The 14,173-nt window shown below is 57.0% G+C and carries 16 protein-coding genes; 6 read left to right on the forward strand and 10 right to left on the reverse strand.

Annotated elements, in window-relative coordinates; translation table 11 throughout:
* Positions 1–25: 25 nt before the first annotated feature.
* The gene (locus FY550_RS03540; protein WP_070981793.1) at positions 26–319 is read right to left on the reverse strand and encodes a DUF4282 domain-containing protein; all 294 of its coding nucleotides are present in this window, start codon (positions 317–319) and stop codon (positions 26–28) included.
* 213 nt (positions 320–532) lie between these two features.
* Between FY550_RS03540 and FY550_RS03545 the strand changes: the two genes are divergently transcribed.
* Positions 533–733: a DUF2158 domain-containing protein gene (locus tag FY550_RS03545; RefSeq protein WP_070981795.1), complete on the forward strand. Its 201-nt coding sequence runs from the start codon at positions 533–535 to the stop codon at positions 731–733.
* 84 nt (positions 734–817) lie between these two features.
* Here the strand turns inward: FY550_RS03545 and FY550_RS03550 are convergent, their stop codons facing one another.
* The 4 genes from FY550_RS03550 to FY550_RS03565 form a co-directional block, all read right to left on the reverse strand.
* The gene (locus FY550_RS03550) at positions 818–1,606 is read right to left on the reverse strand and encodes an OBAP family protein (protein ID WP_070981796.1); all 789 of its coding nucleotides are present in this window, start codon (positions 1,604–1,606) and stop codon (positions 818–820) included.
* Positions 1,607–1,793: 187 nt separating this feature from the next.
* Positions 1,794–2,219 carry a universal stress protein gene (locus FY550_RS03555; protein WP_070981798.1) on the reverse strand — a complete coding sequence of 142 codons (426 nt, stop codon included), beginning with the start codon at positions 2,217–2,219 and terminating at the stop codon, positions 1,794–1,796.
* A 208-nt stretch (positions 2,220–2,427) separates the two neighbouring features.
* Positions 2,428–3,537, reverse strand: a complete 1,110-nt coding sequence (locus tag FY550_RS03560; protein ID WP_070981922.1) for a Gfo/Idh/MocA family protein — start codon at positions 3,535–3,537, stop codon at positions 2,428–2,430.
* A gap of 85 nt (positions 3,538–3,622) precedes the next feature.
* Entirely contained in the window at positions 3,623–3,973 is a 351-nt protein-coding gene (locus FY550_RS03565) for a glycine zipper domain-containing protein (RefSeq protein ID WP_070981800.1), read from the reverse strand.
* 421 nt (positions 3,974–4,394) lie between these two features.
* Here FY550_RS03565 and FY550_RS03570 point away from each other — a divergent pair, with 421 nt between their 5' ends.
* On the forward strand, positions 4,395–4,892 hold the full coding sequence (locus FY550_RS03570; protein ID WP_070981802.1) for an NUDIX hydrolase: 498 nt from the start codon (positions 4,395–4,397) through the stop codon (positions 4,890–4,892).
* Between the two features lie 16 nt (positions 4,893–4,908).
* On the opposite strand, the gene ehuA is transcribed toward FY550_RS03570, so the two are convergent.
* The 4 genes from ehuA to ehuB all read right to left on the reverse strand — a co-directional run bounded on the left by ehuA (position 4,909) and on the right by ehuB (position 8,083).
* On the reverse strand, positions 4,909–5,691 hold the full coding sequence (gene ehuA, locus FY550_RS03575) for an ectoine/hydroxyectoine ABC transporter ATP-binding protein EhuA (RefSeq protein ID WP_070981804.1): 783 nt from the start codon (positions 5,689–5,691) through the stop codon (positions 4,909–4,911).
* Between the two features lie 39 nt (positions 5,692–5,730).
* A complete protein-coding gene (ehuD, locus tag FY550_RS03580) occupies positions 5,731–6,423 on the reverse strand; it encodes an ectoine/hydroxyectoine ABC transporter permease subunit EhuD (RefSeq protein WP_070981807.1) in 693 nt (230 codons plus the stop codon).
* A 2-nt stretch (positions 6,424–6,425) separates the two neighbouring features.
* Positions 6,426–7,094 (reverse strand): ectoine/hydroxyectoine ABC transporter permease subunit EhuC, encoded by a 669-nt coding sequence (gene ehuC, locus FY550_RS03585; RefSeq protein ID WP_070981809.1) that lies wholly within the window; start codon positions 7,092–7,094, stop codon positions 6,426–6,428.
* Positions 7,095–7,210: 116 nt separating this feature from the next.
* Positions 7,211–8,083, reverse strand: a complete 873-nt coding sequence (ehuB, locus tag FY550_RS03590; protein ID WP_070981812.1) for an ectoine/hydroxyectoine ABC transporter substrate-binding protein EhuB — start codon at positions 8,081–8,083, stop codon at positions 7,211–7,213.
* 244 nt (positions 8,084–8,327) lie between these two features.
* Here ehuB and FY550_RS03595 point away from each other — a divergent pair, with 244 nt between their 5' ends.
* Both FY550_RS03595 and ybiO read left to right on the forward strand, forming a co-directional pair.
* Positions 8,328–8,822 (forward strand): glutathione peroxidase, encoded by a 495-nt coding sequence (locus FY550_RS03595; protein ID WP_070981813.1) that lies wholly within the window; start codon positions 8,328–8,330, stop codon positions 8,820–8,822.
* 295 nt (positions 8,823–9,117) lie between these two features.
* Complete coding sequence (gene ybiO / locus FY550_RS03600) at positions 9,118–11,541, forward strand: mechanosensitive channel protein (RefSeq protein WP_070981924.1); 2,424 nt, start codon at positions 9,118–9,120, stop codon at positions 11,539–11,541.
* A 46-nt stretch (positions 11,542–11,587) separates the two neighbouring features.
* Here ybiO and FY550_RS03605 read toward each other — a convergent pair whose 3' ends face one another.
* Positions 11,588–11,992: a DUF7079 family protein gene (locus FY550_RS03605; RefSeq protein ID WP_070981815.1), complete on the reverse strand. Its 405-nt coding sequence runs from the start codon at positions 11,990–11,992 to the stop codon at positions 11,588–11,590.
* A 163-nt stretch (positions 11,993–12,155) separates the two neighbouring features.
* Here FY550_RS03605 and fabV point away from each other — a divergent pair, with 163 nt between their 5' ends.
* Complete coding sequence (gene fabV, locus FY550_RS03610) at positions 12,156–13,358, forward strand: enoyl-ACP reductase FabV (RefSeq protein WP_070981817.1); 1,203 nt, start codon at positions 12,156–12,158, stop codon at positions 13,356–13,358.
* Positions 13,359–13,380: 22 nt separating this feature from the next.
* Positions 13,381–14,028: a DUF2959 family protein gene (locus tag FY550_RS03615; RefSeq protein ID WP_149054360.1), complete on the forward strand. Its 648-nt coding sequence runs from the start codon at positions 13,381–13,383 to the stop codon at positions 14,026–14,028.
* The last annotated feature ends 145 nt before the right edge of the window (positions 14,029–14,173 follow it).

Consider the following 14,173-nt stretch of genomic DNA (forward strand, 5'->3'; position numbering starts at 1 on the left):
AAAGTGGGGCGTTCGAAAGCTCGGCTCAATGATCCGAATCGAGCTTTCGGTTCTGTTCCTGACGCAACTCTCCAAGGCGATCGTGAATCGAGAAGAGCAGAAAGGCGAGTTCGCAGAAGACGCGCCAGAAAATCAGGGTGACAAACGTGCCCACCAGAATCATGAAGGCGGTACCTGCGCTGCCGCCGTAGCCTGAAATCGACGAAATGGCAGCCGAAAGACCGGAGAGGGCAATCAGGGCAATACCGATCCAGTACCCTATGCGGATCAGGGTGGGAGAAACGAATCTGTCAAAGGAGGCGAGATCGCTGAATTTCATCGAGGGGGCCCTTGCTGCCTGAGGAATACAGTGCCGGAGAGCGCGTGGCAAAGAGGCTTCATGGTACAGGAGAGCTTGCCCCCTGCTGCTGTGCCAATATTGCAGTATATGGCTCGCTGCTTTTACGTCGGGGATTTTCCGTGGCTGGAGCCTTGAAGTTACTGCTTATCGTCGACACTTCACACTCAAGTCAATCAACCAGGGAAATCCATCATGGATGAGCAGATCGCTGAAGGGTACATGGTCAAGCTGAAATCGGGCGGGCCGATCATGGTCGTTGAGAGTGTCGAGCAGCGTGACGTTTCTTGTGTCTGGTTCGACAAGGATCAGAATCTGCAGCATGCCCGTTTCAAACTCGGCACGCTGGTTGTACAGGATGCCGGCGCCAGTCAGCACGGGCCAATCAATCTGTAATGGAGAGGCCCGCAGGTCAGGTCGCCATTTGCCGAAAAACCCCGCTGAAAGCGGGGTTTTTGTCGTTATACGCTACCTTGACCATTAGCGCCTTTTGAAGGGGCGCTCCTCGAGTTGGGTCTGCAACGCTCGCCCGCTCTCCCAGAAATTGGCGTCCTGCATAACAGCAGGGGTTGGGATGTCAGCACGTTGCTGGCGACGCTTCGAAGTGGAAACGCCCAGCCGGCGGTCGCGTGCTTCGACCAGTGCTTCGTCAACCTGGCCATCCCCGGTAAAGGCCATCATCAATTGCGGCGCTCCATAGGGGAAGTCATGGCGGTCTATCTGCCAGGTATGAAAGGTCTTGCCGTAGGTCGTGATCAGATCCTCGAAGTAGGCATGTTCGGCAAGTTCGGGAATACCCGGAGCCACCAGTTGACCTGACTTGATCTCGTAGTGATGACTGTGCCAGAGCTTTTTCTCTTCTTCAGGGAGACGACTGAAACGTTCGGCACTGATGATGTATTCGATCCCGATCAGGCGGGCATCCGGGCGATTGGAGTCGAAGATGACGCACTGGTGCAGATCGGGCTCGAGATGAATACAGAAGTGACTGGCTTCCACCTGACGGCCCATGTCGTCGGCATACATATGAAAGCCGTTGAGATAGGTGTTCATTGCCTCCAGTGGATACTTGCGCTGCAGAGTGCCGGAAGCCATGTCGAGTGCGCGGTGCTTGAGGGGATGGCCGCGGCTGCTGCGTGCCATGCTCAGGGCGCGACGGCCCATGAGCGTGCCGATGGCCGCCACGGCGCCGGCAGCAACGCCGAGCCCGAAAGCGCCGATACCACCCCCCTGGCAGTGAGGACAGGATGATTCACGATGCTTTGTCATGCTGATTTCCTCTTCAACGTTCCTTGTTGCTCATGGCTCGCCCTGGAGAGCAGGGCACCTGCGATGACTGTAGTTAACGAAGCCCGGGGGGACCAGCAGACAGGTATCAGGTGAAAGCGGAAGGGTATGGACCGGGTAGCACATGCTCCCGGTCTGCAGGCAGGTGTTCCGATCGATGACTCGTGGTTCAGCGCACTGTTATGACGCGACAGGCAGCACGCTTGAGCACTTCGCGGGTAACGTGGCCAGCACTGTCGCCCTCCCCGCGGGTCAGACCTCGATGACCCAGCACTATGACATCGACATCCAGACGAATGGCTTCGCGCTCGATAATATCGGCCGGCGTGCCCTCGCAAACGAGAATGTGGTGGCGCACGTCGTACGGATTCACCACATCCAGTGCATTATCGATGATGGTGCGTCCGCTCTCGTGGCGGGCGTGCTCATGAGTATCTGCGCTGGTACCTGTTGTCAGATTGGCAGTGCTACCCGGCTCGGGTACGTGCAACAGGTAAAGTTCGCCTCCATCAGGGCGTGCCAGCTGTGCTGCGACATCCAGAGCCTTGTTGGCATTGCCTGATCCATCGAGAGGTACCAGCAGGGATTTATACATGAGCCTCCTCCGTGATTATCGGGTGAAGAGGGCGAACCCGGCACGCCCGGCCTGATGGGCTGCGCCGGGCGCGCCTGCTCCCGGTAAATTCAAAAGCGGTAAATGCGCACTTTTAATGTGCATCATTCATTATAGGTCTGCTGTCATACCTGCCAAGTCATGCCCTGAGGGGTTAATGAAGGCCCATGTCATGACAGGTCAATGACTGTTAGCCGCTAATGGTTTCCACGTTGATAATCCGGGGTGGAATGGCGGGTGATAGCTGTCGCACCTGATCGCTGCGAATCCTGTCACGATAGGTCAATGGCTCCAGCGACTGTGGCTGCCCTGATTCCATTGCCCGCTCAATGGCTGCCAGAATGCGCACATCCCGCAATCCTTCGATGCCGTCTGCTTCGGGTTCCCGATCATTGAGGATGCAATCCGAGAAGTAGTCGGTTTGCCCTCCGAATTGCTCTACGGCGCCAGGAGCCACAGTGGTCGTTCTACTGCCTCGAGTAATCGAATGCGTGATTGAAACGCCCGGCCCGAAGAAATAGCAGGGCGAAGCCTGCAGATGGCCTTCCATACCGACGACCGAGAAGTGATTGAAGACGGAAGCGGCATAGCCGACGATGAACTGCGCCATTCGACCTTCCGGAAAGCGCATCGTGACCGACCAGGTATCATCACAGTCGTAGTGTCGACCCGGTGTATTGTCCGCCATGGCACTCACCTCGATGGGTTCACTGGCGAACAGGTGCCGTACGGCGTTGATCGGATAGGTGCCCAGGTCCGGGACCGGTCCGGCCCAGTAGCCATTGAGCGCACGATGATTGCGTTCGTTGAGATTCTGCAAAAAGTGCGAACTGAAGGTGCGTGGCTGGCCGATCTCGCCCTGCCGCAACCGTTCGATCATGTCCAGCGTGCCGGGTTCATGATGCAGGCGATAGGCGATCATCAGCTTGGCGCCGCCCTGATCGGCGGCTTCAAGCATCGCTTCACAGTCCTCGACACTGGTGGCCATCGGCTTTTCAAGCAACACATGGACGCCTGCTCTCAGTGCCGGAACGGTATGCTCACGATGGCGGAAATTGGGTGAGGCGACATAGACGGCATCAATATCACCAGAGTGCAGCAATGATTCATAATCCTCATAGCCGCAGGTGCGGATGTGGTAACGCTCACCGAGTACCCGTGCCTTTTCGGGGTCACCGGTTACCAGGGCTGCCAGCTCGGAATTGGTAGTGCTGGAGATACCCGGCATAAAGGCACCCTGGGAAATTTCGCCGCCACTGACCACGGCGTAGCGGATTTTCCTGCGATGGTTTGAGTTCAATTTCAATCCTCCCTGATCATGCCCTGATGCAAAGACAGCGGCCGGAGCCGCTGTCTTCATCGAGCCGTCATCCATGAAGGCCGTTTCAAACGCGACGACCCAGCAACAAACCCGCGACAACGCCTACTGCCACGCCCACACCGATATAACTCCAGGCATTGCTGTGGACATGCTCATCAATGTCTCGTGCCGTGTGTTCGGTAAACTCCCATGCACGCTGACCTTCGGCACCGGCCCGCTGTCGAGCGTGATCCCAGTGCTCGTGAGCGTCTTCGCCCAATTCACGCAAGCGCCGCTTGGCCCGATTGCCCCGAGCACCGAGTTCTTCCTCATATTGACGCAGCGCGCGGGCACCCCGACGGCTCAGTTCCTGCTCATACTGGTTAAGCTTCGTGCGAGCATCACGCTCCCGGCGTGAGGGTAACAATCCGAACATGGGTGTCCTCCATTGACATTCATTGGCTGGCCGGATGGGGCCGAGCAGTCGGTCTCTTCTTTTTCGCCCTGGGGCGCCTTCTCAGGATAGTGCACATGACGTCCATGTTTCGAACCCGAGACACTTTCCATGGTCGAACAATATAGATGACCACCAGAATACTGAAGTGTTCGAAAATAAGGTTGGACAAAATTTTTACAGAGGCTATATTAGTTACGCTGGAAACGATTTGCCTTGTAACGTCCTGCGCTTTACGAATGACCCTCGTTTCTACCGAATTTCTCGTGATGCCATCGTGATGGCTCCTGACTCGCTTCGACATCCTCATGTCGGAGCTTTTTTTTGCTCATTCCCACCAGGTCCATACGGTGCTGACTTTTCTCCTGTAATAATGACGGCCTTTGTCGCGAGGAGAAGGTTCATGGAACAGGTGCAGCTGGTCGATCAGCACAATCGCCCTCGAGGAAGTGCGCCAAGGGCTGTCATGCGGCGTCTTGCTCTCTGGCACCGGGCCAGTTACGTGTTCGTTTTTGCTTCTGATGGTCGGTTATGTGTTCAGCATCGAACGGCTGACAAGGACATCTTCCCGGGGGCTCTCGACCTGGCGGCCGGTGGCGTAGTGGCTGCAGGGGAGGCGATGCATGTCGGTGCCCGCCGTGAACTGGCGGAAGAGCTGGGAATTCGTGGCGCATCGCTGCAGTGGTGCTTCAATTTCTCACATGTTTCGCCGGGACTGCATCTTCATGGCGGCGTATTCACGGTGCTTCATGATGGCCCTGTGGCCCTTCAGGCGAGTGAGGTGGCCGGTGTGGAATGGTGGCTGCCGGAGCACGCTCTGGCACAGGAGAATGTGACCCCGGACAGTCGAGTCGCGCTGGAGCGCCTGCTGGGGGCCGGGCTGATACCGCGCCCGGCCTGATGGCCCGCTCTATTCATCATTCATCAGGGTTGAGCACTGCGTGTAGAAACTCCCGGGTGCGTGCCTCCCGGGGCGCAGAAAATATCTCCTCGGGTGGCCCCTGCTCCAGAATCCGTCCCTGATCAAAAAAACACACCCGATCCGAGATCTGCCGTGCAAAGTGCATCTCGTGAGTCACCATCAGCATGGTGAGATCATGGGTGTCGGCCAGCTGACGAATGACCTTGAGCACTTCACCGACCAGTTCGGGATCGAGCGCCGAGGTGGGTTCATCAAACAGCATGATGCTCGGTCGCATCATCAGGGCGCGGGCAATACCGACCCGCTGCTGCTGTCCACCCGAAAGCTGACCGGGGTACTTGTCGGCCTGGTTGCCGAGATTGACCAGTTCGAGCAGCTCCGCGGCCCGTTCATTGGCTTCGGCCCTTGAGAGCCCCAGTACCCGACGTGGCGCTTCGGTAAGATTGCGGCGCACGGTCATGTGCGGGAAGAGATTGAACTGCTGAAAGACCATTCCCAGACGCTCGCGCATGCGGCGCAGGTGCGCTTCACGAGCCGGGGTCAACTGGTCTCCGCGCTGCTCGTGCCAGAGTGGGTCGCCACCCACGTAGACCACGCCGTCGTTGATCGGCTCCAGCGTCATCAGGATACGCAGCACCGTGGATTTGCCTGAACCCGAAGGGCCGATGATGGTGACCTTCTCATTGGGCTGTACCTCGAAATCGAGGTTATCGAGCACGGTAAAGTCGCCAAAGCGCTTGCTCACCCTGTCAAAACGAATAATTGGTTCGCGGCTCATGCGGGGATGTCCCTCTTGTCGTCTCGCAGGCTCATGGGCTTACTTCAGCGCTACACCATGACTGGGCAGGTGGTTGTCCAGCCAGCGAATGCCCCAGGCAGCAATCAGCGTCAGCAGTAGATAGAGAATGCCGACGATTGTCAGGGGAACCAGATAGTTGAAGGTACGATCACCAATGATCCGGGCGACATTGAGCATCTCCAGTACCGTGACCACCGAGAGTACCGGTACGTCTTTCATGATCGATACCAGATAATTGCCCAGGGCCGGAATGATGCGTGGAATGGCCTGAGGAAGAATGATGTGGGTAAAGGTGCGGCCCGGTGCCATGCTCAGTGCACGGGCGGCTTCGCGCTGACCGCGCGGTACCGCTTCCAGCCCGGCGCGATAGACCTCCGAGGTATAGGCGCTGTATTGCAGTCCCAGTGCCAGGGCGCCAGTCATGAAGGCCGGTAGTGTGAGGCCGAAATCGGGCAATACGTAGAACAGGAAAAACAGCTGAATCAGCAGCGGCGTATCGCGGATGAACTCGGTGATGGCGCGCGCCGGCCAGGCAATCAGGCGAGTGGGTGCTGCCTTCAGGGCGGCCAATACCAGCCCCAGCACCAGCGCGATGGCAAAGCCGATTACGGTAGCCTTGATGGTCACCCACATGCCGATCAACAGAATCGGCAGGATGGAGATGACGAAAGGCCAGAAACCACTGGTATCCCAGGCATATCCGAACAGCATGATCAGTTCTCCGTGCGCCAGCGGCCTACCCGATGTTCCAGCAGCTTCATCAGCGCTGTCAGTACCAGAGCCATGCCGAAGTACATGAAAAGCACCATGGTGTAGATGGTGGTGCTGTCCTGGGTGAAGTTACGGATCTGCTCCGCGCGAAAGGCGAGATCGCCCAGACTGATCAGCGAGACCAGTGCCGTATCCTTGAGATTCTGCACCGCCAGATTGCCGAAGGGCGGCATCATCTCTGGAATTGCCTGAGGCAGATCGATACGCCAGAGGCGCTGGCGCGGGGTGAAGTTGAGGGCAATGGCGGCTTCGTGCTGACTACGCGGTACGGCTTTCAGTGCGCCGCGCACGACTTCAGCGCCATAGGCGCCGATGTTGAGTGCCAGGGCAAGTACGCCTGCAGTCACAGGCGCCAGCTGCAGGTCAATGTCCATCGCCTGACCTACCACCGGCAGCGCAAAGTAGAGCCAGAACAGCTGTACCAGCAGCGAGGTGCCGCGAAAGATCTCGATATAGCCGATCGATATCCAGCGCAGCAGCCGAGTGTGCGCGCCGCGGCCGATACCGAACAGAAAGGCGAGCAGAGCGCCGAGGATGGTCGAATAGACGGTCAGCTCGACCGTGACCCACGCGCCTTGTGAAAGAGGTGCCAGATAGCTTTGCCAATCCATGACGGAAGCTCGATCAGGTCGTGGTCGATACCGTGATGTCTTTCAGGGGACACCACCGTGGATATTGTTGTTGCTGCAGGCCACGAAATGATTCGTGACCTGCATGGACAGGTGGTTTACTTGTCCGCGCTGCAAAGCTCCTGAGTGCTATGATCGAAGGACGCCTTGATATCGGTTTCGGTAAAACCGTACTGCGCCAGGGTATTGCGCCATTCGTCGGTTTTCTTGTATTGAGTGAGCTCCTTGTTGACGGCATCACGCAGAGCATCGTTGCCACTGGCAAAGGTAAAGCCACCCCAGCTGCGCACTTCCTTGCCGTCGATGACGGGGTCCTTGAATTCCTTGACCACTACGACATTGTCGCTCTTGCCGGCCAGATTGCTGGCAGTCAGGCCGGTTGCGGCATAGGCATCCGCGCGCCCGGTGGAGACAGTCGAAATGGCGTCGGCATTGCTGGAGATCTGTACGATCCGATCCTGGGGGACACCAAGCTTCTGCAGCATTTCGAGCTGGTCTGCACCGGACATGATGGCGACCTTGATGTCGTCTCGGTCGGCAAAGTCGGAGAAGGCGTGGATGTTCTTCGGATTACCCTTCTGGACCAGCAGGCCTTCGCCATAGGAGGAGTTGGGCTGAGAGAATTCGGCCTGCTTGCATCGATCAGGCAGGATAGCCATTTCAGCGGCGACCATGTCGAATCGATCAGCCTTGAGGCCCGGGATCAGCGAGCTGAAGCTGGTGGTCACCCACTTGATATTGTCGATGCCCAGTTCATCGACGATATGCTTGGCTACATCGGGGCCGGCGCCCTTGGCTTCGCCGTTCATGTCGGTGTAGCCGTAGGGGATTTCATTGGCAACGGCGATACGAATCGTGTTGCGACTTTTGATGGTATCGAGATCGGCTGCCTGGCTCTGACTCATCGTCAGACAGCCCAGCAGGGCAGTAGCAGCGAGAAGCGACGAGTGTTTCTTGAAATTATCGAGCATATGTTGGTCCCTACACGTACATGTTGGTCGTTATACTGAGATCAACCGTGCCTGACGGACAGGGTCCGTGGCCCGGTCAAACCGTGTATGGTCGAATTCAACATACGTGGTTTGTCAGTGAATGTTCAAGTTGCGACTGCCTTACCCACTGTCAAACCCTTTCGATTTTCTGCCCGATCCTCCTGGTCCGGCTGGGCCGGAACCAGGGGTTGATCGGCATTGTGCCCATAACGTGATCCTGACCATGCAAATCCATGACTATGACTGTCGGACACTGAACGGAGAGCCCTTCAATCTTCGAGCTCTGCGCGGCCAGGTGTTGCTGATTGTCAACGTTGCCAGCCGTTGTCGCTTTACCGAGCAACTCTCCGAACTGGATCGTCTTTATCGCATGCATCGCGATCAGGGATTTACCCTGCTGGGCTTTCCCTGTAATCAGTTTGCTCATCAGGCACCGGAAGCACCGGCACGCTTTGAACAGTTCTGTATTCACCATTACGGCATCACCTTTCCTTTGATGGAAAAGGTGCGGGTCAATGGCCCCGATGCTCACCCGCTTTTTGTTCGGCTCAAGCAACAGGCACCAGGTGTGCTCGGATCGACGCCCATCAAGTGGAATTTCACCAAGTTTCTGGTCGGCCGGGATGGGCAGGTCATTCGCCGATTCGGTCCTTCGCTACCCACAAGACGTATCGATAACGCCATAGTAAAGGCCCTGGAAACACCATTTTCCGCCTGAAAAGCCCGGCTATCGGACGTATTTCTGATCGCTCTCTCGCCAGTACATTGGTGTTGAATCAATGGCTTGTTGAGTATGGTGAACAGGTGAGGGGAGACGGTGCGCCAGCAGAGGAAGCCGGGGCCTTTGAAAGGCAGCCAACCATAAACCAGGTTAGACTCAGCCGTTACCTCATCGGTATCGGTACAGGTCAGTACTTCTCGGTACGGGATGAAACATGACCATGGAAAAGTACCAGGCGAGGTTCGACTGACATGAACAAGGCCATCGACAAGGGAGATTACCCGTGGCATTGATGAAGCTTTCAAGGTGGCTGCGCGTGCTGCCGTTCATCATGCTGTTGGCATTGATGATGCCGACCGCTCACGCTGCCTCCAGCGACGCATCGTCCGCTGAACAGCAGGCGCAACAGACCCCCTATGCCACACTGGCTGACATGCTCGAAAATGAGCAGACGCGACAACAGCTGATCGATCAGCTCAGGCAGCTGGCAACACAACAGTCCGATTCGGCTGCCGGAGAATCTTCCGAAAGTGCACCGCCTGCCGAGTCGCAGAAAACGTCGGCGGATACGTCAGCCGAAGCGATGTCATTACCGCGTCAGGTGGCCAGCATTACGCAGTCATTTGCCGAGAATGTTGGCTCGATGGTGACCGGCGCCATTGCCGCTATTGGCTCGCTGGGCAGTAGTTCGGCCGTCTCAAGTGAGCCGGCATTCGATATGAGTGCGTTTCTGGGTGCACTGTTCGAATTTGCGCTGGTAGTGGTTGGTACTGTCGTTGCCTTTTTCATTCTTCGTCGATTGGCCAGTCCTCTGTTTGCCCGGGCAGGCCATTGGGTACAGCGTGATGATGGGCCTTCCTACCTGCTCAAGCGCACCGTCGCCATCGTATTGTCCCTGTTACTGGATGTTGTGGTCATTCTGCTGGCCTGTGTGGTGGGTTATGCCATCGGTCTGTTTGGTGCCGGCGATCAGGGCAGTATCGCCACCCGGCAGTCACTTTTCATCAATGCCTTTGCCATTATCGAAATCGTCAAGGCACTGATTCGAATGGTATTCGCGGCCCGCTATGAAGGGCTGCGCCCCTTTGCCATGTCCGCCGAAGTAGCACGCTACTGGAATACGCGCCTGGCGCTGTTGGTAGGGTTTATCGGTTATGGTCTGATGGTTGCCGTACCGATCATCAATAATTCGGTTTCCCTGGCGCTGGGGCAGTTCGCCAGTCTGGTTATCATGGTGCTGGCATGGTGTTATGCCTTGTCGGTGATTCTTTCCAATCGTCGCGATCTGCATGATCGTTTGCTGGAAAGTGCCAAAAATGCGTCGCTCGGTTTCTTTGCCGTTCTTCAGCGCATTCTGGCCAAGACCTGGCATCTCTGGGCCATTGCCTATTTCACCGTATTGCTGGTGATGTCTCAGGTCGAACCTGAACAGGCGCTGCCCTATATTGTTCGTGCGACCGTTCAGACCCTGCTGGCTTTCGCCATCGGCGGTATCGTTTCTGCTCTACTGACACGGTTGATCGGTCAGCGTGTGATGCTGCCGGAGAACATGCGCAGCCGGTTACCGCTGCTCGAAAAACGACTCAATGCTTATGTGCCCAATGCCCTCAAGGTGATTCGGGTCATTCTGCTGGTGATCGTGGCACTGGTGGTGCTGGATGCCTGGCGGGTATTCGATCTGACGGGGTGGCTCGCTTCCGAGGCGGGCATCAATACTGTTGCCATGATCGTTCACGTGGCCATTATCCTGCTGATCTCGGCGCTGATCTGGGTCACTCTGGCCAGCGTCATCGAGCATCGCCTGAGCCCGGAAACCGGTGGTGGCGAGCCCAGCGCTCGCGAGAAGACCCTGCTTTCGCTGTTTCGTAACGCCATTGCCATCGCCATCGTGACGCTTACGGTCATGATTGTGCTGTCGCAGATCGGCATCAATATCGGCCCGCTGATTGCCGGTGCCGGTGTACTGGGTCTGGCCATCGGTTTCGGTGCACAGAAACTGGTCCAGGATGTCATCACCGGGGTTTTCATCCAGCTTGAAAATGCCATGAATACCGGCGATGTCGTCACGGCTGGTGGTGTAGTCGGTACGGCCGAACGTCTGACCATTCGCTCGGTCGGTATTCGCGACCTGTCAGGGACCTATCATGTGGTGCCATTCTCTTCGGTGGATGTGGTCTCCAATTACATGCGTGATTTTGCCTACCATGTGGGCGAATACGGGATCGCTTATCGGGAGAATGTTGATTACGCCATTGAGCAGCTTCACAAGGCATTTGAGGCACTCAAGGCCGATGAGAACCTGGCGCCCAATATTCTCGAGGATATGACGGTGCCCGGTGTGGTCGCACTGGCTGATAGTTCGGTCAATATCCGCATCATGATCAAATGTGCCCCGGGTACCCAGTGGGGTATCGGACGAGCCTTCAACAAGCTGGTCAAGGAGCACTTCGACGCGGCTGGTATCGAGATTCCATTCCCGCATACCACACTCTACTTCGGGCAGGATAAAAATGGCGGCGCCCCTCCGGCCAACATTCATGTGCTCGATGGCTATGAAGTGTTGGAAGGCCAGGCCAGTGCTGCTGGTCAAACGCCCGCGGGCAAGGCAAGTCCTGCTCCCGGTGCAAGTACCTCGAGCCGGAAGGAGGATGACGGCGATCGAGAGCGTCTGCCCGATAGCGATGAAGTGGATGGCTCGGATGACGGTGGGCGCTGATAGCCCGATTCGGAAGCTGTCATGCGGGGCGCCTTCGGGCGCCCCGTTATCGTTGAGGGGGGTTGGCACCATCGGGAGAGGGCATGAATACGCGGTCCATCAGATATTGCCAACGGTGACGGGTCATGGTGGTGGTCAGGCCTGATAAAAGCCACCAGAATCGTCTCTTCCATGGAGAGAGGCGCAGATTGTGACGCATCAGAGCGTGCAGTAGCGGTTCTTCCTCAAAATCGCGCCAGTTGCCCGCCATCGAGGCCTGGTAGCGTGCCAGCACGGGTGCCAGCTCAATCCGATAAATTTCCTCCAGGGTTGGTCGATCGAGGGCAAGACGGTTGATCTCCACTATCATGCGCTGGTAGTGATGCTCGACCGGCTCGCGATCAAGCCAGAGCGGCGCCAGGGCAGTCCAGACATGACGGCGATGATCGAGCAGTGCCTGAGCGTTGGTCATGACGGTACTCCATTCATCCCGAAGGTCGTGTTCGGCGAGATGCGACGAGTGTCCTGGTGAGGAAGGGCGGACAGTACGAGCTGCTGTCGTTAAAATACCGTCCAGTGATGGCAGTTCACAATGAATTGCCGCCCCATTTCGTCAGTCAGAGTCGAGGTTTTGCGTGGTCATACATCCCAAGGTTCGCGGTTTCATCTGTACCACTACCCATCCGGTGGGTTGCGATCGCAATGTGCTTGAGCAGATTGAAGCTACTCGAGCACGTGGCGTTGAATCCGATGGTCCTCGCAAGGTGCTGGTCATTGGCGCTTCGAGTGGTTATGGCCTGGCAGCACGTGTTACCGCAGCTTTCGGCTATGGCGCAGACACCCTTGGCGTGTTCTTTGAAAAGCCCGGCACCGAAAAAAGACCGGGCACTGCCGGCTGGTACAATTCAGCCGCTTTCGACAAGTATGCCAAACAGGCCGGGCTCTACAGCCGCTCGATCAACGGTGATGCCTTCTCACATGAGGTGCGTGATCAGGCCGTCGAGATGATTCGTAACGAGATGGGCGGTCAGGTGGATCTGGTGGTGTATTCACTGGCGTCTCCGGTACGCAAGCTACCCGATAGCGGTGAAGTGAAGCGCTCGGCACTCAAGCCAATTGGCGAGACATACCGTGCCACGGCCGTGGACACCAACCGTGATCAGATTATCGAAGCCGAAGTCGAGCCGGCTACTCAGGAAGAGATCGATAGCACTGTTACCGTGATGGGCGGTGAAGACTGGGAGCTCTGGATCGATGCGCTCGATCAGGCCGGCGTACTGGCCGAAGGCGCGAAATCGGTGGCGTTCAGCTATATCGGTACCGAAATTACCTGGCCGATTTACTGGCATGGTGCGCTGGGCAAGGCGAAGGAAGATCTGGACCGCGCCGCAGGTGAGATTGACCAGCGCCTTCGCCAGAAGGGAGGCCATGCCAATGTGGCCGTACTCAAGTCCGTGGTGACTCAGGCCAGTGCTGCCATTCCGGTCATGCCGCTTTATATCTCGATGGTCTATCGAATCATGAAGGAGCAGGGGCTGCATGAAGGTACCATCGATCAGCTCAACCGCCTCTATCGTGAGCGACTTTATACCAGCGCTCCGGTCGATACCGATGAAGCCGGGCGATTGCGAGTCGATGATCGTGAGCTGCGCGAGGATGTGCAACAGGCCTGTCAGGATCTCTGGCCCCGTGTGACCAGCGATAATCTGTTTGAGCTGACCGATTACGCCGAATATAAACGAGAGTTCCTCAAGCTCTTTGGTTTCGGTCGTGATGATGTCGACTACGATGCTGATGTCGATCCCCGGGTCGAGTTCGACGTGGTTGATATGACCTGAGAAGCCGATTTCGGGAGCTCGAATGCGTCAACTGAATCTGTCGTCGAGTCTGCTGTGCATGGTGCTACTGCTGGGTGGCTGTCAGAGCGCCTATTACAGCGCCATGGAACAGGCCGGCGTGCCTATCCGGACGTTGGTGGTCAATCGGGTTGAAGCGGCCCGGGATGCCCAGCAGGATGCCGGCGATCGATTCTCATCGGCGCTCGAGCGCTTTCGTAGCGTGGTCGATGTCCCCGAAAGCGAACTTTCTCATACCTACGATGCGCTGGCTGACGAGTATGAGGCCAGTCAGCGCGCCGCTCAGGCCGTACATCAGCGCGTCGATGCCATAGAGGGTGCTACCGATGCCCTGTTTGACGAGTGGGAAGGCGAGCTCGATGAGTATCACAATGCCGACTATCGCCAGCGCAGTGCTGACGAGCTGAAACAGGCACGCAAGCGCTATGCCGAGATGCTTGATGCCATGCATGCCGCCGAGCAAAGCCTGCAACCAGCGCTTGATCTGATGCATGACAACGTGCTGTTCCTCAAGCACAACCTCAACGCTCAGGCCATCGGGGCATTGCAGCCCGAAGTTGAGCGACTCGATGCCCGGGTAGCTCATCTGCGTCAGCAGATGCGTTCGGCCATCGAACGTTCCAATACCTTTATTTCGACCCTCCCTGAATAGTTTTTTCCCTTTCATCCCATCTTGCTGAACCTGCCCCATCTGCCTTTCGGCAGATGGGGTATCGCGTCTGATTAGATCCTGTGTACGTAAATAGTGCTTGTGTCTAATCCTTTTTGCTCTTTTGAGTTTGAGAAGATGCTCTATA

Origin of the sequence: Kushneria phosphatilytica (assembly GCF_008247605.1) — a bacterium.
In the GTDB taxonomy this organism is placed as follows: Bacteria; Pseudomonadota; Gammaproteobacteria; order Pseudomonadales; family Halomonadaceae; genus Kushneria; species Kushneria phosphatilytica.